The sequence below is a fragment of the Pseudomonas sp. MH9.3 genome, from assembly GCF_034354675.1.
GTDB lineage: Bacteria > Pseudomonadota > Gammaproteobacteria > Pseudomonadales > Pseudomonadaceae > Aquipseudomonas.
Window position 1 is genome coordinate 2,663,069 of sequence record NZ_CP133785.1, and the last position, 19,562, is coordinate 2,682,630.

Sequence of the window (19,562 nt, forward strand, 5' to 3'; positions counted from 1 at the left end):
TTCAGGCATCCAGCTTCGCGCCGATAAACTGCTGCAAGCGAGCCTGCATCAACTTACCGTCATTGCCCAGGCAGCCGATGGTGGAATCCGCCAGGCCTTCGCGGGCCAGGTCCGACGCGTCTCCGGCCAGCAGCAACGGGCAGTCCAGGGTCAGCGCCAGGCGTTTGAGGCGCAGCGGCAATTCGCTGCCAGGCGCGTGATTGGAAAACAACACCAGTGCGCGCGGTCGGGTCTTTTCGCACACCAGCGTCAACTCATCGAACGGCTGGCCCACGCCCAGCACCTTGACCGAGAGCTGATCGCTGCTCATCAAGACCCCTGCCACCAACAATTCCAGCTCACGACACTCTCCGGCAATGGCCGCCAGCAACACACGCGGCGCCGGAGAAGCGCAGGCCAGTCGCAAGCGTTTTGAGGTACTGGCACGCAGAAAGTTATCGAAGAACAACCATTCACTGGCCTGGCCGAAGCGGCCTTGATGGCGCAACAGGTCGCTCCACAGCGGCATCAGGATGCCCTGGAACGCTACGCTGGCCGGGTAAGTCGCAAAAATCCGGCCGTAGAGGGTGTCCAACTGGGCATCGTCAAAAGCGCTGATCGCAAGCATCAACTGCGCCTGCCAACTCGGCCATTCTCCCTCTTCGACCGGGTTTCGCTCAGCGCGCACCACCACGGCCTGCTGGTCATCACGGGCGATGATCTTCGCGACCTTGCTGACGGCCAGGCCGCGTTCGATCCAGTCGAGGATGCGATTGACCGTGTCGATATCCGCCCTGGAGTACAGACGATGCCCACTTTCGGTGCGTGTGGGCTGGATCAGCGCATAGCGCCGCTCCCAGGCACGCAGGGTAACGGGGTTGACGCCGGTCAACCTGGAGACTTCACGAATCGGAAACAGCTGGTCGGAAACGGAGTCGGCAACCGGAGCGATTTCGTGAACAGGAGCAATGGTTTCGGACATCAGGCGGCCACGACGTACGTGAAATTGGATCCTATTTAACGCTTTTATACCGTGGTTTTTCAAGGACCGTGCCTATCGGACCAATGTCGCTGGTGTATTCGCGCAAAACAGGAATAATCCTTGCCTGCCTTTTCAACAGAGCTGCAACACCCCGCAGCTTCGTTTGTGCGCCACCTACCCGGTTCAGCGCACCCGTACATTCGGAGATACACAATGTCTACCTCACCCGTCACCTTGATGGTTGCGCGCCGTGTGGCCAAAGGGCGCTATGAAGAACTGATGGCCTGGCTGCGCGAAGGCGAGCAACTGGCCACGGACTTCCCCGGTTACCTGGGCTCCGGCGTACTGGCCCCGCCGCCCCATGACGATGAATTTCAGATCATCTTCCGCTTCGCCGATGAAACCACCCTGCACGCCTGGGAGTTTTCCGCCTCGCGCAGTGCGTGGCTGAGCCGTGGCAGCGAGCTGTTTGCCGACCCGTCCGAACACCGCGTGCGCGGCATCGATGGCTGGTTTGGCGCAGCGGGCGCGCGACCGCCGCGCTGGAAACAGGCGGTGGCGATCTGGCTGGCGTTTTTCCCGGTGTCGCTGCTGTTCAACTTTGGCCTGGGGCCGCTGCTGGGCGAGCTGGATCTGGTCCCGCGCATTCTGATCAGCACCCTGGCGCTTACGCCGTTGATGGTGTTCTGGTTCATTCCTCTGTCGACTCACCTGCTGGCCAACTGGCTCCACCCATCGCCGCCGTCCAAGGCCACGCAAGCTCCGGCCTGAGTACAGGGAAGGCCGGTCGCTGGTATAGTTTCAACCTGCCCGCGACCTGAGCCTCCCATGACCGCACCCCTTGCCCCGATCCTGATCACCGGCGCTGCCCAGCGCGTCGGCCTGCATTGTGCCGAGCGCCTGCTGGACGCGGGTCAGCCGGTGATTTTCAGCTACCGCAGCGAGCGCCCGGGTGTGCACGCGTTGCGCGAGCGCGGTGCCACAGGCCTGTTTGCCGACTTCTCCAGCGAGGCCGGGATTCTTGCGTTTATCACCGAGCTGAAAACCCATACCGACTGCCTGCGTGCAATCATCCACAACGCCTCGACCTGGGTCGCGCCAACGCCGGGCGACGAAAGCCGCGCGTTTACCGACATGTTCAGTGTGCACATGCTTGCGCCGTATCTGATCAACCTGCATTGTTCAACCTTGCTGCACCGCTCGACACCTGCCGATATCGTGCATATCAGCGATGACGTGGTACGCAAGGGCAGCCACCGGCACATCGCCTATTGCGCCACCAAGGCCGGGCTCGACAGCCTCACGCTGTCGTTTGCCGCGCAGTTCGCGCCGCTGATCAAGGTCAACGGCATTGCGCCGGCGATGGTGATGTTCAACGAGGGCGACGATGCCGCTTACCGCGACAAAGTCCTGGCCAAGTCGGCCCTGGGCATCGAGCCCGGGCCCGACGTGATCTACCAGAGTGTGCGTTACCTGCTGGACAACCCCTATGTCACTGGAACCACCCTGACCGTCAACGGTGGGCGGCATATCAAGTAAGCCGTTTTTGAGGATGTTGTATGACTGTATCCCTGCCCCACCACTATCGCGAGATCCTCAAGGGCCTGGGTGAAGACCCGGAACGCGAAGGCCTGCTCGACACCCCCAAGCGCGCCGCCAAGGCCATGCAATACCTGTGTCATGGCTACGAGCAGAACCTGGAAACCATCGTCAACGGTGCGTTGTTCGCGTCCGACAACGATGAGATGGTGATCCTCAAGGACATCGAGCTGTATTCGCTGTGCGAGCACCACCTGCTGCCCTTTATCGGCAAGGCCCATGTGGCCTATATTCCGACCGGCAAGGTGCTGGGCCTGTCGAAGCTGGCGCGCATCGTCGACATGTTCGCCCGGCGCCTGCAGATTCAGGAGAACCTCACGCGGCAAATCGCCGACGCCATCCAGAGCGTAACCCAGGCCGCCGGCGTGGCCGTGGTGATCGAGGCCCGGCACATGTGCATGATGATGCGCGGCGTGGAAAAACAGAATTCAACCATGAACACTTCGGTGATGCTCGGCGCGTTTCGCGAGTCGAGCACCACGCGCATGGAGTTCCTGCAACTGATTGGACGGAGCAAGTAGCAATGCCACAACTTCAACCAGGCATGGCGCGCATCCGGGTCAAGGACCTGTGCCTGCGTACCTTTATCGGCATCAACGAGGAAGAAATCCTCAACAAGCAGGACGTGCTGATCAACCTGACCATCCTGTATGCCGCCCAGGCAGCCGTGCGCGACAACGATATCGACCACGCCCTGAACTACCGCACCATCACCAAAGCGATCATTGCTCATGTGGAAGGCAACCGCTTTGCCTTGCTCGAACGCCTCACCCAGGAACTGCTGGACCTGGTGATGGGCAATGAATCCGTCCTGTATGCCGAAGTCGAAGTGGACAAGCCCCATGCGCTGCGCTTTGCCGAATCGGTGTCGATTACCCTGGCGGCCAGCCGCTGACAGTGAAGTGAGCCCTATGAACGACCAACAACGCCTCGAACTCGAAGCCGCCGCCTTTCGCCGGCTGGTTGCGCACCTGGACAGCCGCAAGGATGTACAGAACATCGACCTGATGAACCTGTCGGGCTTCTGCCGTAACTGCTTGTCCAAGTGGTACAAGGCCGAGGCCGACGAGCGCCAGATCGAACTGAGCCTGGATGACGCCCGGGAAGTGGTGTACGGCATGCCCTACGCCGAGTGGAAAGCCCAGTACCAGCAAGAAGCCAGCGCCGATCAGCAAGCCGCGTTTGCCAAAGGAAAAACCCATGACTGACCTGAACACCCTGCGCACCAGCCTCAACAGCGGCGAACACCTGTTTGCCGACACCCTGGCGTTTATCGCCGCCGGTTACGACTACCAGCCGCAAGCCTTCACCAATGGCAACGTGGAAAATGCGGCCGGCCAGAACGAAGGTTCGTGCAAGACCTTGGGTTTGGCGTTGCTGGAAGGGTTGAGCGACCAGCAAGCATTGCTGGCGTTTGGGGAGCATTACCGGTCGGTGATGGCGACGCCGGAGGGCAGTGACCATGGCAATATCCGGGCGTTGATCGAGCATGGCCTGGCCGGGGTGAAGTTCACCGCGCAGCCCCTGACCCGCAAATCCTGAGCCAGACATAGATCAACATGTGGGAGGGGGCTTGCCCTAATGCCAGTCAGTTAAGCGCCGCTCCCCTGTGGGAACGGCGGTGCGACGATTCGACTTGCCCGCGAAAGCGGTGGGTCTTCAACATCAATGTTTGCTGGGCCGACGCCATCGGGAGCAAGCCCCCTCCCACATTTTGTACAGCGTTCGGCAGACATTTCGGTCGGCTCTCAGGCCGCCACGCTTTTGCTTTTGCTTTTGATCTGGAAGCGCCCCGTCAAACACGCTGGCCGAACGCAGGTTTTGGAGCGTGGGTAACCCGGCAGGACGCCGGGTTAGCCGCGCTGGGCCAAGGATGGCCCATCGCGGCGGCCCACGCTCCAAAGCCTGAGTGAGGGCACACCGAGCCCAGGCGAGGTGCCGAGTGTTGGGGCAAGAGCGTTTTGCTTACTTTTGCGCTTTTCAAAAGTGAGCCGCCGTAAGGGCGGAACCCTAAGCCGCCGTTACCGCACAAACCGATAGGTACACCGAAAAGTCGCACCGCTCGTTGCTTCGAGCATCACGCTGGCTTAACTGAACGGCATTAGGGCTTGCCCCCTCCCACATTTGTCTTGCGGTGTGATTTAGATTGGGCATAAAAAAACCGGCCTCTCAGCCGGTTTTTTCAGTTCAACAGGTTTAGAACGACGCGTCCTTCAACCCATCGAGGTACCGCTCGGCGTCCAGGGCCGCCATACAGCCAGCGCCGGCCGAGGTAATGGCCTGGCGGTAGACGTGGTCGGCCACGTCACCGGCGGCGAAGATGCCGTCGATGTTGGTGGCTGTCGCGTTGCCTTCACGGCCGCCCTGCACCACCAGGTAACCGTCCTTGGCGTCCAGCACGCCTTCGAACAGCGAGGTGTTCGGGGTGTGGCCGATGGCGATGAACACGCCGTCGACTTTCAACTCGTCGAAGCTGCCGTCGTTGTTCTTCAGGCGTGCACCGGTCACGCCCATGTTGTCGCCCAGGACTTCGTCCAGGGTGGCGTTGAGCTTGAGGATGATCTTGCCTTCAGCGACACGCGCGTGCAGCTTGTCGATCAGGATCTTCTCGGCGCGGAAGGTCTCGCGACGGTGCACCAGGGTCACGGTGCTGGCGATGTTGGCCAGGTACAGCGCTTCTTCCACGGCGGTGTTGCCACCACCGACCACGGCGACCGGCTTGTTGCGATAGAAGAAACCGTCGCAGGTGGCGCAGGCGGACACGCCTTTGCCCATGAACGCTTCTTCCGACGGCAGGCCCAGGTAACGGGCGCTGGCGCCGGTGGCGATGATCAGTGCGTCACAGGTGTACACGCCGCTGTCGCCGGTCAGGCTGTAAGGCTTCTTGGAGAAGTCGACTTTGTTGATGTGGTCGAACACGATCTCGGTTTCAAAGCGCTCGGCGTGCTCCTTCATGCGTTCCATCAGCGCCGGGCCGGTCAGGCCGTGGACATCGCCCGGCCAGTTGTCGACTTCGGTGGTGGTGGTCAGTTGACCGCCCGCCTGCATGCCGGTGATCAGCAGCGGCTTGAGGTTGGCCCGGGCAGCGTAGACGGCTGCGCTGTAACCGGCAGGGCCGGAACCGAGAATAATCACTCGCGAATGACGGGTATCAGACATGACTCACTCCTGTCGACCGCCCGCAGAACAGGACGGCTGGAATAAAAAAGGACTGCGAAGCACTTGGGGAAGGCTTGAACTCGCAGATCCTGAAAATGATGGGTGCAGCGTATAGAGGGGGGCAAGATTAAGGAAATACGCATTAACAATCCAGCTCATAGGTGGTCTCTATGCAGTCGACTTGACTCATCGACGGCTTTGTAACTGCTGATGTTGCCGCTTTCGACTTGAGTGCAAAGTCGGTAAGGTCGGCGCGTTCGTCATCCTGCTCGGAGTTCACCATGCCCGCTCCTGTTCTTTCCGGCCCGCAATACCTGCGCGAAGGCCTCAAACTGGTATTGAGCCCAGGCCTGCGCCTGTTCGTGCTGCTGCCGCTGGCGATCAACCTGGTGCTGTTCGTCGGCTTGATCTATTTCGCCGGCCATCAGTTCAGCCTGTGGGTCGATCACCTGATGCCAACGCTGCCCGGCTGGCTGAGCTTTCTGAATTACCTGTTGTGGCCGCTGTTCGTGGTGCTGGTGGTGCTGATGGTGTTTTTCACCTTCACCATGCTCGCCAATATCATCGCAGCGCCGTTCAACGGGTTTCTGTCGGAAAAGGTCGAAGTGGTGGTACGCGGCACCGATGACTTCCCGGCATTCAGCTGGGGCGAGTTGATCGCTATGGTCCCGCGCACCCTGGCCCGGGAAATGCGCAAGCTGGGCTATTTCCTGCCCCGCGCCATCGGGCTGTTTATCCTGTCATTCATTCCGGTGGTCAACCTGATCGCAGCGCCGCTGTGGCTGCTGTTCGGCGTGTGGATGATGGCGATCCAGTACATCGACTACCCGGCCGACAACCACAAGCTGGGCTGGAACGAAATGCTCGCCTGGCTGCGCCAGAAGCGCTGGCAGAGCATGAGTTTTGGCGGGGTCGTCTATCTGGTGCTGCTGGTGCCGGTGGTGAACCTGCTGATGATGCCGGCGGCGGTGGCCGGCGCGACGCTGTTCTGGGTGCGCGAGCAAGGGGCCGAGGCGATGGCGGCGCAGCAGATCACTCGGTCATAAATCCATCATCCGCGCGACACATTGACGACATGGCCCACAGCGACACTGTGGGTCATGACGACAGCCTCGCTCCACATCACTCTGATCACCGAAACCTTCCCGCCGGAAATCAACGGGGTGGCCAATACCCTTGGCCGTCTGTGCGACGGTTTGCGCGCCCGTGGCCACGTGGTCGAACTGGTTCGCCCGCGCCAGGGCGTCGACCAGTGCCGACCCAGCGACGACGAACTGCTGCTGTGCCGCGGCTGGCCGCTGCCAGGCTACCCCGGCCTGCAATGGGGCCAGTCGTCGATGCACAAGCTGTTGCGACGCTGGACGCGCCAACGCCCGGACGTGCTGTACATCGCCACTGAGGGCCCACTGGGGCTCTCGGCCTTGCGCGCGGCGCGCAGGTTGGGCATCAGCGTGGTGAGCGGCTTTCACACCAATTTTCAGCAATACACCAACCGCTACGGGCTGAGCCTGCTGAGCCGTATGGTTACGCATTACCTGCGCTGGTTTCATAACCGCTCGAGCCTGACCCTGGTGCCCAGCGCCAGCCAGCGCCTGGAGCTGGAGCGCCGGCATTTCGAACGTCTGGGGATGTTGTCGCGTGGGGTCGACAGCCAACTGTTCCATCCCGCCAAACGAGACTGCACGCTGCGTGAGAGCTGGGGCCTGGAGAGCGACGACATCGCCGTGCTGCACGTGGGACGCCTGGCTCCGGAGAAAAATCTCGGGCTGCTCAAGCGCTGCTTTGAGGGGCTGCAGGACAGCTACCCGACCCGGCGCATGAAGCTGATCATCGTGGGTGACGGTCCGCAACGCGCGGTACTGGAGCGCGATCTGCCCGACGCCGTGTTCTGCGGCACCCGGCGAGGCGAAGAACTGGCGCGCCATTACGCCTCAGGCGATCTGTTCCTGTTTCCCAGCCTGACCGAGACCTTCGGCAATGTGGTGCTGGAAGCCATGGCCTCGGGGCTTGGTGTGGTCGCGTATGACCAGGCCGCGGCCACCCAGCATATTCGCCATGGCTACAACGGCGTGCTGGCCATGCCTGGCGATGAGGGCGCGTTTTGCGATGCAGCCATCTGGCTGCTGGAGGAACGCGAGACCTTGCGCAGGGCACGCCTGAACGCGCGCCAGCATGCGAGCCGCCAGGGGTGGACGGCGATTATCGAGCAGTTCGAGCGCCAACTGCGCGGCGTGTGCAAGGACCCGCACCCGTTGCCGGTCCTCACGCCCTTTACACCAGGGTCGTCAACGCCTCACGACTGAACGGCAAAATATCGCCCTCACGCCCTTCACGCACCTTCACCGCCCACTCCGGGTCCACCAGCAGGGCGCGGCCCACGGCCACCAGGTCGAACTCGTCGTTGTTCAGGCGCTCGAGCAGTTTTTCCAGGCTGGCCGGCTGCGCGACCTTGTCAGTGTTGACCATGAACTGCAGGAACTCGCCATCCAGGCCGACGCTGCCCACGGTGATGGTCGGCTTGCCGGTGAGCTGACGGGTCCAGCCAGCCAGGTTGAGGTCGGAGCCTTCGAACTCCGGCTCCCAGAAGCGACGGGTGGAGCAGTGGAAAATATCCACGCCGGCGTCGGACAACGGCTTGAGGAATTCACCCAGCGCCTCGGGGGTTTGCACCAGCCGCGCGGTGTAGTCCTGCTGCTTCCACTGGGAGAACCGGAAGATGATCGGGAAATCCGGGCCCACGGCGGCGCGGGTGGCTTGGATCAACTCGATGGCAAACCGCGAACGGTTGGCCAGGCTGCCGCCGTAGTCGTCGGTACGCTGGTTGCTGCCTTCCCAGAAGAACTGGTCGACCAGATAACCATGAGCGCCGTGGATCTCCACGCCATCCATGCCGATGCGCTGAGCATCCCTGGCGGCCTGAGCGAAGGCGTCGATCACGTCCTTGATGTCCTGAGCGGTCATGCCGTGGACGACCACCGTGCCATCCTTGAGTTTTTCCATCGGGCCGTAAGCCGGCACGCTGGCGTCAGGCTCGGTGCCGAGACGGCGCACACTGCCCACGTGCCACAGCTGCGGGACGATCTTGCCGCCTTCGGCATGTACCGCGTCGACCACCTGCTTCCAGCCGGCCAGGGCGGCTTCGCCGTAAAAATGCGGGACGTTGGGGTAGCCATTGGAGGCCACGTGACCGACCACGGTGCCTTCGGTGATGATCAGGCCCACGCAGGCAGCAGCGCGGCGACGGTAGTACTCGATAACCTTGGCGTTGGGCACGCCGCCCGGCGAAAAGGAACGGGTCATGGGCGCCATGACCACGCGGGTCGACAGTTGCAGAGTACCGAGTTGGAAGGGTTTGAACAGGGCTTGGACAGGCACGGGACACTCCACGAAAGCAGGGTTTATGACGTGGATAATATGGTCCGTACCGTGCGCCGCACAGCACTATTGATCTGAGTGATTGAGGGCCAGAAGTGAGCGGAGTCTGTGACTCAGCTCAGGGCTTTTTCGATGGCCTGGACGATTGCCGGGTCTTCCGGCGGGGTACGCGGCGAGAAACGCGCCAGCACGCGCCCATCTTTGCCCAACAGGAATTTCTCGAAATTCCAGGTGATATCCCCAGGAAACTCGGCGCCCTCGCCCGCCAGCAAGCGGTACAACTGGTGACGCTCGGGGCCGTTCACGTCGAGTTTGCTGCCCAGGGGAAACGTAACGCCGTAGTTCAGGCTGCAGAACTGGATGATTTCTTCGTCGGTGCCCGGCTCCTGCCCCGCAAACTGGTTGCACGGCAGGCCCAGCACGGTGAACCCCAGGTCCTTGTAGTGCTGATAAAGGTTTTCCAGCGCCGCATACTGCGGGGTCAAACCACATTTGGAGGCCACGTTGACCACCAGCACCACCTGCCCCTTGAAGGGTGCCAGCGGCAGTTCTTGACCGTCCAAAGCTTTGAGTTTCAGGTCGTGGAAAGCACTCATGACGAACTCCAGATATCCATGTTCTTTGCGTTGCACAGGTTCGAGATTACAGACCGCGAGCCTGCAATCATAGACACCGCTGACAAAACTCGCCCGCCGGTTACTGAGCGGTCGGCCACGGCAGAATCGGAATCGCAGTGACCGCATTCTGCGGGCTGCCCTCGATCAGGCGGTCGCTGTAGACCAGGTACACCAGGGTATTGCGTTTCTTGTCGAGGAAGCGCACCACCTGCATGGTCTTGAACACCAGCGAGGTGCGCTCCTTGAACACCTCGTCGCCATCCTTGAGATCGCCCTTGAAGTGGATCGGGCCGACTTGACGGCAGGCGATCGAGGCTTCGGCGCGGTCTTCGGCCAGGCCCAGGCCGCCCTTCACGCCGCCGGTTTTGGCGCGGGACAGGTAGCAGGTCACGCCGTCGACCTTGGGGTCGTCAAAGGCTTCGACAACGATACGGTCGTTGGGGCCGACAAACTTGAACACCGTCGACACCTGGGCGATTTCTTCGGCTGAGGCCACCAGCGGTGTGAGCAACAACAAGCCGAGTACGCACTTCATTAAACGCATCGTGTATTCCTTTGGTTAAACCAGGATCAGGTTGTCGCGGTGAACCAGTTCCGGTTCGGCCATGTAACCCAATAATCCGACAATGGCGTCGGACGATTGTCCAATAATCTTCTGCGCTTCCAGGGCACTGTAGTTGGCCAGCCCGCGAGCGATTTCGCGACCGTCAGGCGCGACACACACCACCATCTCGCCACGGCGGAAGCTGCCCTGCACCCGTTTGACGCCCACCGGCAGCAGGCTCTTGTTGCCCTGGGACAACGCCGAGACCGCACCGGCGTCCAGCACCAGGGTGCCACGGGTTTGCAAATGCCCCGCCAGCCACTGCTTGCGCGCTGCCAGCATGCCGCGCTCCGGCGACAGCAGCGTGCCGATGCGCTCGCCCGCCTTGAGGCGATCCAGCACGCGTTCGAGGCGCCCGCCAACGATGATGGTGTGGGCACCGGAACGCGCCGCCAGGCGTGCGGCGCGCAGCTTGGTCTGCATGCCGCCACGGCCCAGTGCGCCGCCGACGCTGCCGGCAACCGCGTCCAGCGCGGGGTCGTCCGCGCGCGCTTCATAAATAAGCTGCGCGTCAGGGTTGTTGCGCGGGTCGGCGTCGAACATGCCATCGCGGTCGGTCAGGATCACCAGCAGGTCAGCTTCGACCAGGTTGGCGACCAGCGCGGCCAACGTGTCGTTGTCGCCGAAACGGATTTCGTCGGTGACTACCGTGTCGTTCTCGTTGATCACCGGGATTACCTTGAGCTCCACCAGCGCGCGCAAGGTGCTGCGGGCGTTGAGGTAGCGCTTGCGGTCGGACAGGTCGTCGTGGGTCAGCAGGATCTGCGCCGTATGACGGCCGTGCTCGGCAAAGCTCGACTCCCAGGCCTGCACCAGGCCCATCTGGCCGATGGCAGCGGCGGCTTGCAGTTCGTGCATCGCGCTGGGTCGCGCGGTCCAGCCAAGGCGGCTCATGCCGGCGGCAACGGCGCCTGAGGACACCAGCACCAACTCCACGCCCGCTTCATGCAAGGCCACCATCTGCTCGACCCAGACGCTCATTGCTGCGCGATCCAGACCCTTGCCATCCGCCGTCAGCAGCGCACTGCCGATCTTCACGACCCAGCGCTGCGCGCCTGTCACTTTGCTCCGCATCATCTTCAACCTTAGAGTGAGGGCTGCACGCGACCCAGCGCCGCCCATAACGTTATACCCGGATACTAAAACGCCGCTCTATAAGGAGCGGCGTTCAAGTTTATCGCAACGAATCAGTCGCGCACGTAAATGATTTCCGGACCGTCCTCATCATCCACGTCTTCTTCGTCCCAATCGTCGTCGCCGATGTCATGGACCGACTTCACGCCGCTGCGGCGCAGGGCACGCTGGTCGTCCAGGGCCTGCAGCTGGGCGCGGGCTTCGTCTTCGATCTGCTGATCGAGCTCGGCGAGCTCTGCCTTGAACACCGGATCGGCCGCCAGGCGGTCGGCACGGTCTTCCAGGTAGCGCATGATGTCGCGGGTCAGGCGCTCGGTGCCTTCTTTGGCAATGGCCGAGATCACGTAGACCGGACCTTCCCATTCCAGGCGGTCGACGATTTCCTTGACGCGCTCCTCGTGCTCTTCTTCAAGGATCTGGTCGCACTTGTTCAGCACCAGCCAGCGATCACGCTCGGCCAGCGCCGGGCTGAACTTGGTCAGTTCGCTGACGATCACTTCGGCAGCATCCGCAGCACTGGTTTCATCCAGCGGCGCCATGTCGACGAGGTGCAGCAGCAACCGGGTGCGCGACAAATGCTTGAGGAAGCGAATGCCCAGGCCTGCGCCATCGGAAGCGCCTTCGATCAGGCCGGGGATGTCGGCGATCACAAAGCTCTTCCAGCGGTCGACGCTGACCACGCCCAGGTTTGGCACCAGGGTGGTGAACGGGTAGTCGGCGACTTTCGGCTTGGCGGCCGAGACCGAGCGGATGAAGGTACTTTTGCCGGCGTTCGGCAGGCCCAGCAGGCCCACGTCCGCCAGTACTTTCATTTCCAGCTTGAGGTCGCGCTGCTCGCCCGGCTTGCCCGGCGTGGTCTGGCGCGGTGCACGGTTGGTGCTGGACTTGAATCGGGTATTACCCAGACCGTGCCAGCCGCCCTGCACGACCATCAGCTTCTGGCCGGCTTTGGTCAGGTCGCCAATCACTTCCTGGGTGGCCGAGTCGATAATGGTGGTGCCGACCGGAACGCGCAGTACCAGGTCTTCGCCTTTTTTACCGGTGCAGTCGGTGCTGCCGCCGTTGGAGCCACGCTCGGCATCGAAGTGCCGGGTGTAACGGTAGTCGACCAGGGTGTTGAGGTTTTCGTCGGCCATCATGTAGATGGAACCGCCGTCACCGCCATCACCGCCGTTTGGGCCACCGTTTTCAATGAATTTTTCGCGACGGAAACTCATGCAACCGTTACCGCCGTCGCCTGCTTTTACTCGGATGGAAACTTCATCAACGAACTTCATAACAAAACGCCTCTCGCCGCACGGACGAGCTTAAGAAACCAAGACATAAGACTCTTGCAAAAATGAGCGTAGCGACCTCAATCAGCGACCGCAAATCCAGCCCCGGAGCCCATCACAAACAGCTTTGCAAGAGACTCACCCCATAAACGAAAAAGCCCCGTCGCGAGACAGGGCTTTTCCAGCGATCGCGCAATTAAGCGGCGACAACGCTCACGTAACGGCGGTTGAACGCGCCTTTTACTTCAAACTTGATCACGCCTTCGATTTTCGCGAAGAGGGTGTGATCCTTGCCCATGCCAACACCGTAACCGGCGTGGAATTGGGTGCCGCGCTGACGCACGATGATGTTGCCCGGAATGATTTTCTGGCCGCCATACATCTTCACGCCAAGGCGTTTGGCTTCTGAGTCGCGACCGTTACGGGTACTACCACCAGCTTTTTTGTGTGCCATGAGTCAATTCTCCTAGTGAGGAATTAGGCTGAAATTAAGCCTGAATACCGGTGATTTTGATCTCGGTGTACCACTGGCGGTGGCCCATACGCTTCATGTGGTGCTTACGACGACGGAACTTGATGATGCGGACTTTATCGTGACGACCTTGGGAGATCACTTCAGCCACAACGGTAGCGCCAGCAACAACTGGAGCGCCGATGTTCACGTCATCGCCATTGGCGACCAACAGAACGCGATCAAACGTCACGGATTCGCCAGTGGCGATTTCCAGTTTTTCGATCTTCAGGTATTCACCTGGGGCGACTTTGTATTGCTTGCCACCAGTAACAATTACTGCGTACGACATGGTATTTCTCCGATAATCCTGCTCACCCAGCGCTTTATAAGAAGAGGTATTGGCTGGCATGGCTGCATGGGATGGACGTCCCGAATGCAATTGCGTAAGGCAGGTGCTGCCCAGGAAGTTCAGGGTGCGCGATTGTACGCAAGCTATAGGAGGCTTGCAAGGGGCCGTCTATCGCGCCTTGACACCCGGGGGTCAGGGTCCTAGCATGCCGCGCAACCCTTCTGGAGCGACTGTCGCTGATGCAACCCCAAGCTTTCTACCGCGCGGTGGCGGACGATTTTAGCGCCGTCGACGGCATCATCAAGCAGCAGCTCACCTCGAAAGTGCCGCTGGTCTCCAAAATTGGCGACTATATTACGTCGGCCGGAGGCAAACGCCTGCGTCCTTTATTAGTGTTGCTGTGCGGCAAGGCGCTGGGCCGCGAAGGCGATGACCTGCGCCTGCTGGCCGCCACTATTGAATTCCTGCACACCGCCACCCTGCTGCATGACGACGTGGTCGACATGTCCGGCATGCGCCGTGGGCGCGAGACCGCGAACGCGATGTGGGGCAACGCGCCGAGCGTGCTGGTGGGCGATTTCCTGTACTCGCGCTCGTTCGAAATGATGGTCGAGCTGGGCTCGATGCCGGTGATGAAGATTCTTTCACAGGCCACGCGCATCATCGCTGAAGGCGAAGTATTGCAGTTGTCCAAAGTGCGCGACGCCAGCACCACCGAAGAAACCTATATGGAAGTGATTCGCGGCAAGACCGCGATGCTCTTCGAAGCCTCGACCCACAGCGCCGCGGCGTTGTGCGGTGCAACAGCCGAACAGGCCGAGGCTCTGCGTACCTTTGGAGACCATCTGGGCGTGGCGTTCCAACTGGTGGACGACCTGCTCGACTACCGCGGCGACGCTGAAACCCTGGGCAAGAACGTCGGTGACGACCTGGCCGAGGGCAAGCCGACGCTGCCGCTGATCTACACCATGCGTGAAGGTACGCCGGAACAGGCGGCACTGGTGCGCAAGGCGATTCAGAAAGGCGGGATCGAAGACCTCGAAGCTATCCGTGCTGCGGTAGAAGCCTCGGGCTCCCTGGAGTACACCGCACAGCTGGCGCGCGACTACGTGGCCCGTGCCATCCAGTGCCTGGAAGCTCTGCCAGCCAGCGAATACCGGGATGCCCTGGTCGAGCTGAGCGAGTTTGCGGTAGCCCGTACGCACTAAAGACGATTGGCGTAGTGGGTGTGTGTGGGAGCCCGCTCCCACATTTAGATCCCATTGCCAACTCACTGTCCCGCACTCGCCAATAAACCCTATATAATGTGCGACTTTTAGCCATCCCTGACCCTTGAGGAGCTTTAGTGAGCACGTTGCCACCCTGCCCGAAATGCAATTCCGAATTCACCTACGAAGACGGCACCCAACTGATCTGCCCTGAGTGTGCCCATGAGTGGTCCGCCACGGGCGAAGCCGATGCGGCCAGCGATGACACCGTGAAGAAAGATGCTGTGGGCAATGTCCTGCAGGACGGCGACACCATCACTGTGATCAAGGACCTCAAGGTCAAGGGCACCTCGCTGGTGGTCAAGGTCGGCACCAAGGTCAAGAACATCCGCCTGTGTGACGGCGATCACGATATCGATTGCAAGATCGACGGTATCGGCCCGATGAAACTCAAGTCCGAGTTCGTGCGCAAGGTCTGAACTTGCTGCCGCCATCCCGCAGCCACTGCGGGATGGCGTTTCGCCCTGTTTGCTGACTCAGCTCAATACCCCCACAGAAAAACACACAAATTGCCAATAGGCCCTTGCTATTCAGCGAATAAGAATTATTCTCATTGAAACCCATCAAGGAGAATGAACCATGACTTATTTGATCGATGCCTGGCTGGACCGTCCACATCCCTACCTGCGAATCCTCCATCGGGAAACCGGCGAAGTCTGCGCGGTGCTGGAAGAAGAAGCGCTCAATGAGCTGCAGGACCAGGGCGACCTGGACGTAAACGGCCTGAGTTCGAGTGAACCGGGTGTGTTGAAGGAAGTGGTGCGCAACCTGTTTCTGTTCTGCTATGCGCGGGCATTGCGCCCGGCGACGGAGCTGCATGGCAGGTTTCATCCGTGAGCCAGACACGGGATGCTGCGCTTTATGTGGGAGCTGGGCTTGCCTGCGATGCGGCAACTCGGTCTGAAGCACCGAGGTGATGCCATCGCAGGCAGGCCAGCTCCCACTTGAAGCCAAAGCAGGTCTTACAGAACGTCGAGCAGCTCGACGTCGAATACCAGTACGCTGTGCGGCGCAATGCTGCCGACGCCTTGAGCGCCGTAAGCCAGCTCGCTCGGCACGTACAGGCGCCATTTGCTGCCGGCATTCATCAGTTGCAGGGCTTCGGTCCAACCGGCGATCACGCCGCCTACCGGGAATTCCGCAGGCTGGCCGCGCTCGTAGGAGCTGTCGAACACAGTGCCGTCGATCAGAGTGCCGTGGTAGTGGGTGCGCACCTGGTCTTCACGGGTCGGTTTGGCGCCTTCACCCTGGGTCAGCACTTCGAATTGCAGGCCGGACGCCAGAGTCGTGATGCCGTCACGCTTGGCGTTTTCAGCCAGGAATGCCAGACCAGCGCCAGCGGCCGCTTCAGCCTTGGCAGCCGCTTCGGCTTGCATGATTTCGCGGATGACCTTGAAGCTGGCGGCCATTTGCTCCTGGTCGACGCGGCTTGGCTTGCCTGCGAACGCGTCGGTCAAGCCGGCCAGGATGGCGTCCAGGCTGACGCCCGGTGGCGGGTTGTCGCGCAGTTGGTCGCCCAACTGACGGCCGATACCGTAGCTGACACGGGTTTCGTCGGTGGACAGATTAACGTCGGACATGAAGAGGCTCCGCTGCAGGACCACGCGATTTGCCGCGCCGTCCAAATTAAAAGGGCCCGCAGACTAGCATAATACGGGCAACTGGGGATGCGCCCTGGCGGAGCATCGTCGCACCCTTTTAGTGCTATTTCTTCGCATTGCAGATAAAAACCCTACAGATTTTTTTCTCGTCGCCGATAGAGAGCTACACCTTGGCTGGCTCAAAAAACAACATCGTCCAGCAGACAGACATTTTTTCTTGCGGAGCAATCGATGAACAGCTGGTTCGGTAACATCAGCGTAAACCTCAAACTCGGCCTGGGCTTCGGCCTGGTGCTTGTCCTCACGTCGATCCTGGCATTCACCGGCTGGACCAGCCTGGGCGGCCTGATCGACCGCAGCAACTGGATGAGCGATATCACCCAGCTCAATGCCTCCCTGACCAAACTGCGCATCGTGCGCCTGCAATATATGCTGGCCAATGGTGACGAGGCCGTCGCACAAAACGTGCAGACCAGCCTGGAAGCCTTCACCGCCCAGCAGCAAAAGCTGCTCGACAGCTTCAAGAGCCCGGAAAACCTCAAGCTGCTCAATGCGCAGAAAACCGTGATCACCGCCTACCAGCAGTCGCTGAACAAGATGCGCGAGGCCTACCGCAACGGCAACGCTGCACGCGAAATGATGGGGGACAAGGCCGACATCGCCAACGCGCAGATCAACGCCCTTGAAGCCGGCGTGCAGCAGATGCCCGACAGCCCCGAGCGCTTCACCCAATACCAGGCCGTGGTCAACGCCAAGACCGAACTCCAGCAGGCGCGTTACGAAGTGCGTGGTTACACCAACAACGTCAACGCAGAGACCGAGGCCCGTGCTGCCGCGCAGATCGAAAAGGCCATCAGCAGCCTGAAGAACCTCAGCGCCGCCTTTGGCAGCAGCCAGCAAACCGCGCTGAGTTCCCTGGAAACCGCGCTGGGTGCCTATCGCAGCGCCGTGCAAAGCTACAAGGCAGCGAATGCCAACATCGTCAGCGCCCGCGCCGAGATGACCACCCAGGGCGCCGATATCGTCACGATCAGCGAGAAACTCTACGAGATTCAACTGCAACGTCGTGACGCCGAAAGCGCCCAGGCCCGGAGCCTGCAGTTGATCAGCACGCTGCTGGCCCTGCTGGTTGGCATCATTGCGGCGCTGGTCATCACTCGCCAGATCACCCGCCCGCTGCAGGAAACCCTTGCCGTGGTCGAGCGCATTGCCTCCGGCGACTTGAGCCACAACATCCAGGTCACCCGCCGGGATGAACTGGGGGTGCTGCAACAGGGCATCCAGCGCATGGGCACCACCCTGCGTGAGCTGATCAGCGGCATTCGCGACGGTGTGACCCAGATCGCCAGCGCTGCCGAAGAACTGTCGGCCGTGACCGAACAGACCAGCGCCGGGGTCAACAGCCAGAAGATCGAGACCGATCAGGTCGCCACCGCCATGCATGAAATGACTGCCACTGTGCAGGAAGTGGCGCGTAACGCCGAGCAGGCGTCACTGGCCGCCGCCGATGCCGATGGCCAGGCCCGCGCCGGCGACAAGGTGGTGGCCGAAGCCATCGCCCAGATCGAACGCCTCGCCGCCGAAGTGGCACGCTCCACCGACGCCATGTCGCACCTGCAACAAGAGAGCAACAAGATCGGCAGCGTGATGGACGTGATCAAGGCCGTGGCCGAACAGACCAACCTGCTGGCACTCAACGCGGCGATTGAAGCGGCGCGTGCCGGTGAAGCCGGTCGTGGGTTTGCGGTAGTGGCCGACGAAGTGCGTGGCCTGGCCCAACGCACGCAAAAATCCACCGAGGAAATCGAAGGCCTGGTTGCCGGTTTACAGAACGGTACCCAGCAAGTGGCCAACGTGATGAACAACAGCCGCAGCCTCACCGACAGCAGCGTCGAGCTGACGCGCAAGGCCGGTGTGTCGCTGGAAAACATCACCCGCACGGTGTCGAACATTCAGTCGATGAACCAGCAGATTGCCGCGGCGGCCGAACAGCAAAGTGCGGTGGCCGAAGAGATCAGCCGCAGTATCGTGAATGTGCGCGACGTGTCGGAACAGACCGCCACGGCAAGCAACGAGACAGCCAAGTCGAGCGTGGAACTGGCGCGATTGGGCAGCCAGTTGCAGCAGATGGTCAGTCACTTCCGCGTTTAACAATGCAAAAAGCCGCCTCAGGGTTAACCGAGGCGGCTCTCTACAAAAAACCGCCCGACCAAGGCGGTTTTTTATTGCCTGCTATTGACCACTCAGCCCTCGCCTTCCTCGACAAACACCAGCCGATTCCCAAACGGGTCCTTGATGCTCATCTCCCGCGAGCCCCAGGGCGTTTGCTCAATTCCGGGCTTGGCAAAACGGTAGTCTTTGGCCTGCAACTGCTGCTGGTAAGCGTCCACCCCTTGCGCCTGAATCCGCACCGCCGCCCCCGGCGACGCATCACCATGGTGCTCGGACAAATGCAGCACACACTCCCCCAGCGATACCTGCAGGTACAGCGGATAATTCGCTTCGAACCGATGCTGCCAATCGACCTTGAACCCCAGGAAGTCGACATAGAATTCCAACGCCTTGGCCTCGTCGAAACTGCGCAGGATGGGGATGACTTTTCCTAAGTGCATGGCGACTGCTCCGTGTAAAAGAGCGCCCACTATAGAGGCGAAAACCCACCAAGAAAATTCGCCAGGAGGTGGGCTTACAGCTCGCTCGGACGTGCCCGAAACTCAAGCGCTGTCTGCGAGTCATAGACTGCGACTCCACTCAAGCCCAGGAACCCGATCATGATTCGTACATCCTTTGCCGTCAGCGCCCTGCTTGTGGCGCTTTGCGGCACCGCTTCAGCCGCCGACAATCCTGCGTTGAAAAAATGCATGGACAGCGCCGAAACGACACTCGCGATGGTCACGTGCAATGTCAAGGAAACCAAGGTGCAGGATGCGCGCCTGAACAGGGCCTACAAGACCGCAATGGGCGCTCAGGAAGGTGAACGCAAGAAGCAACTGCAGGACGTGCAGCGCCTGTGGATACAGTACCGCGACGCCAATTGCGCCTTCGTCGGCAGCGCCACCGGCGGCACCATCGATCAGGTCAACGGCTCCGGCTGCGTGCTGGACATGACCCAGACCCGCGCCCAGGAACTCGAAGACCTGGTTGGGCCATAACGGGTTGGGCCATAA

The 19,562-nt window shown here is 61.0% G+C and carries 24 protein-coding genes and 2 pseudogenes; 14 read left to right on the forward strand and 12 right to left on the reverse strand.

Going from position 1 to position 19,562, the window contains the following annotated elements; genetic code table 11:
• Position 1 precedes the first annotated feature (1 nt).
• Positions 2–961, reverse strand: coding sequence for a MerR family transcriptional regulator (locus tag RHM60_RS11605; protein WP_322214484.1), 960 nt, complete (start codon positions 959–961; stop codon positions 2–4).
• Between the two features lie 213 nt (positions 962–1,174).
• Between RHM60_RS11605 and RHM60_RS11610 the strand changes: the two genes are divergently transcribed.
• From RHM60_RS11610 to RHM60_RS11635, 6 genes are read left to right on the forward strand one after another with little or no spacing between them, the layout of a single operon-like run.
• Positions 1,175–1,732, forward strand: a complete 558-nt coding sequence (locus RHM60_RS11610) for an antibiotic biosynthesis monooxygenase (RefSeq protein WP_209984723.1) — start codon at positions 1,175–1,177, stop codon at positions 1,730–1,732.
• Between the two features lie 57 nt (positions 1,733–1,789).
• Positions 1,790–2,500, forward strand: coding sequence for a dihydromonapterin reductase (gene folM, locus RHM60_RS11615; protein WP_231423430.1), 711 nt, complete (start codon positions 1,790–1,792; stop codon positions 2,498–2,500).
• Between the two features lie 20 nt (positions 2,501–2,520).
• A complete protein-coding gene (gene folE, locus RHM60_RS11620) occupies positions 2,521–3,081 on the forward strand; it encodes a GTP cyclohydrolase I FolE (protein WP_209984729.1) in 561 nt (186 codons plus the stop codon).
• 2 nt (positions 3,082–3,083) lie between these two features.
• Positions 3,084–3,455, forward strand: coding sequence for a dihydroneopterin triphosphate 2'-epimerase (gene folX / locus RHM60_RS11625; protein ID WP_057007329.1), 372 nt, complete (start codon positions 3,084–3,086; stop codon positions 3,453–3,455).
• 16 nt (positions 3,456–3,471) lie between these two features.
• A complete protein-coding gene (locus RHM60_RS11630; protein ID WP_057007330.1) occupies positions 3,472–3,768 on the forward strand; it encodes a DUF1244 domain-containing protein in 297 nt (98 codons plus the stop codon).
• Positions 3,761–4,102 (forward strand): HopJ type III effector protein, encoded by a 342-nt coding sequence (locus RHM60_RS11635; RefSeq protein ID WP_322214485.1) that lies wholly within the window; start codon positions 3,761–3,763, stop codon positions 4,100–4,102. The genes RHM60_RS11630 and RHM60_RS11635 overlap by 8 nt, the downstream gene beginning before the upstream one ends.
• 654 nt (positions 4,103–4,756) lie before the next feature.
• On the opposite strand, the gene trxB is transcribed toward RHM60_RS11635, so the two are convergent.
• Entirely contained in the window at positions 4,757–5,719 is a 963-nt protein-coding gene (trxB, locus tag RHM60_RS11640; RefSeq protein WP_209984735.1) for a thioredoxin-disulfide reductase, read from the reverse strand.
• A gap of 142 nt (positions 5,720–5,861) precedes the next feature.
• The gene (locus tag RHM60_RS11645; protein WP_322214486.1) at positions 5,862–6,002 is read right to left on the reverse strand and encodes a hypothetical protein; all 141 of its coding nucleotides are present in this window, start codon (positions 6,000–6,002) and stop codon (positions 5,862–5,864) included.
• On the opposite strand from RHM60_RS11645, the gene cysZ reads away from it, so the two are divergent.
• Both cysZ and RHM60_RS11655 read left to right on the forward strand, forming a co-directional pair.
• Positions 6,001–6,765, forward strand: a complete 765-nt coding sequence (gene cysZ / locus RHM60_RS11650; protein WP_209984738.1) for a sulfate transporter CysZ — start codon at positions 6,001–6,003, stop codon at positions 6,763–6,765. The two genes, RHM60_RS11645 and cysZ, sit on opposite strands and share 2 nt — an antisense overlap.
• Before the next feature lie 54 nt (positions 6,766–6,819).
• Positions 6,820–8,022 carry a glycosyltransferase family 4 protein gene (locus RHM60_RS11655; RefSeq protein WP_209984740.1) on the forward strand — a complete coding sequence of 401 codons (1,203 nt, stop codon included), beginning with the start codon at positions 6,820–6,822 and terminating at the stop codon, positions 8,020–8,022.
• Here RHM60_RS11655 and RHM60_RS11660 read toward each other — a convergent pair.
• The 7 genes from RHM60_RS11660 to rplU all read right to left on the reverse strand — a co-directional run bounded on the left by RHM60_RS11660 (position 7,991) and on the right by rplU (position 13,526).
• A complete protein-coding gene (locus RHM60_RS11660) occupies positions 7,991–9,094 on the reverse strand; it encodes an NADH:flavin oxidoreductase (protein WP_322214487.1) in 1,104 nt (367 codons plus the stop codon). The two genes, RHM60_RS11655 and RHM60_RS11660, sit on opposite strands and share 32 nt — an antisense overlap.
• A 113-nt stretch (positions 9,095–9,207) precedes the next feature.
• A complete protein-coding gene (locus RHM60_RS11665; protein WP_322214488.1) occupies positions 9,208–9,690 on the reverse strand; it encodes a glutathione peroxidase in 483 nt (160 codons plus the stop codon).
• Positions 9,691–9,790: 100 nt separating this feature from the next.
• Complete coding sequence (locus tag RHM60_RS11670; protein ID WP_032869812.1) at positions 9,791–10,255, reverse strand: CreA family protein; 465 nt, start codon at positions 10,253–10,255, stop codon at positions 9,791–9,793.
• Between the two features lie 15 nt (positions 10,256–10,270).
• Positions 10,271–11,389, reverse strand: coding sequence for a glutamate 5-kinase (gene proB / locus RHM60_RS11675; protein ID WP_209990505.1), 1,119 nt, complete (start codon positions 11,387–11,389; stop codon positions 10,271–10,273).
• Between the two features lie 113 nt (positions 11,390–11,502).
• Positions 11,503–12,726, reverse strand: coding sequence for an Obg family GTPase CgtA (gene cgtA / locus RHM60_RS11680; RefSeq protein ID WP_003230855.1), 1,224 nt, complete (start codon positions 12,724–12,726; stop codon positions 11,503–11,505).
• 193 nt (positions 12,727–12,919) lie between these two features.
• Positions 12,920–13,177: a 50S ribosomal protein L27 gene (rpmA, locus tag RHM60_RS11685; RefSeq protein ID WP_003176049.1), complete on the reverse strand. Its 258-nt coding sequence runs from the start codon at positions 13,175–13,177 to the stop codon at positions 12,920–12,922.
• Positions 13,178–13,211: 34 nt separating this feature from the next.
• Positions 13,212–13,526 carry a 50S ribosomal protein L21 gene (rplU, locus tag RHM60_RS11690; protein ID WP_003176051.1) on the reverse strand — a complete coding sequence of 105 codons (315 nt, stop codon included), beginning with the start codon at positions 13,524–13,526 and terminating at the stop codon, positions 13,212–13,214.
• Between the two features lie 239 nt (positions 13,527–13,765).
• On the opposite strand from rplU, the gene RHM60_RS11695 reads away from it, so the two are divergent.
• The 3 genes from RHM60_RS11695 to RHM60_RS11705 all read left to right on the forward strand — a co-directional run bounded on the left by RHM60_RS11695 (position 13,766) and on the right by RHM60_RS11705 (position 15,631).
• Positions 13,766–14,734 (forward strand): polyprenyl synthetase family protein, encoded by a 969-nt coding sequence (locus RHM60_RS11695; protein WP_015372944.1) that lies wholly within the window; start codon positions 13,766–13,768, stop codon positions 14,732–14,734.
• A gap of 137 nt (positions 14,735–14,871) precedes the next feature.
• Positions 14,872–15,213 carry a zinc ribbon domain-containing protein YjdM gene (locus tag RHM60_RS11700; protein ID WP_209984749.1) on the forward strand — a complete coding sequence of 114 codons (342 nt, stop codon included), beginning with the start codon at positions 14,872–14,874 and terminating at the stop codon, positions 15,211–15,213.
• 160 nt (positions 15,214–15,373) lie between these two features.
• The gene (locus RHM60_RS11705) at positions 15,374–15,631 is read left to right on the forward strand and encodes a hypothetical protein (protein ID WP_209984752.1); all 258 of its coding nucleotides are present in this window, start codon (positions 15,374–15,376) and stop codon (positions 15,629–15,631) included.
• 125 nt (positions 15,632–15,756) lie between these two features.
• Here RHM60_RS11705 and RHM60_RS11710 read toward each other — a convergent pair whose 3' ends face one another.
• A complete protein-coding gene (locus RHM60_RS11710) occupies positions 15,757–16,374 on the reverse strand; it encodes an FKBP-type peptidyl-prolyl cis-trans isomerase (RefSeq protein ID WP_231423424.1) in 618 nt (205 codons plus the stop codon).
• Between the two features lie 252 nt (positions 16,375–16,626).
• On the opposite strand from RHM60_RS11710, the pseudogene RHM60_RS25695 reads away from it, so the two are divergent.
• Positions 16,627–17,643: pseudogene (locus RHM60_RS25695) on the forward strand (methyl-accepting chemotaxis protein); the annotation flags it as partial.
• 309 nt (positions 17,644–17,952) lie between these two features.
• Positions 17,953–18,546 (forward strand): annotated as a pseudogene (locus RHM60_RS25700) (methyl-accepting chemotaxis protein); the annotation flags it as partial.
• A gap of 92 nt (positions 18,547–18,638) precedes the next feature.
• Here the strand turns inward: RHM60_RS25700 and RHM60_RS11720 are convergent.
• On the reverse strand, positions 18,639–19,007 hold the full coding sequence (locus RHM60_RS11720) for a glyoxalase superfamily protein (protein ID WP_209984761.1): 369 nt from the start codon (positions 19,005–19,007) through the stop codon (positions 18,639–18,641).
• A 159-nt stretch (positions 19,008–19,166) separates the two neighbouring features.
• On the opposite strand from RHM60_RS11720, the gene RHM60_RS11725 reads away from it, so the two are divergent.
• A complete protein-coding gene (locus tag RHM60_RS11725; RefSeq protein ID WP_231423422.1) occupies positions 19,167–19,547 on the forward strand; it encodes a lysozyme inhibitor LprI family protein in 381 nt (126 codons plus the stop codon).
• Positions 19,548–19,562 lie beyond the last annotated feature (15 nt).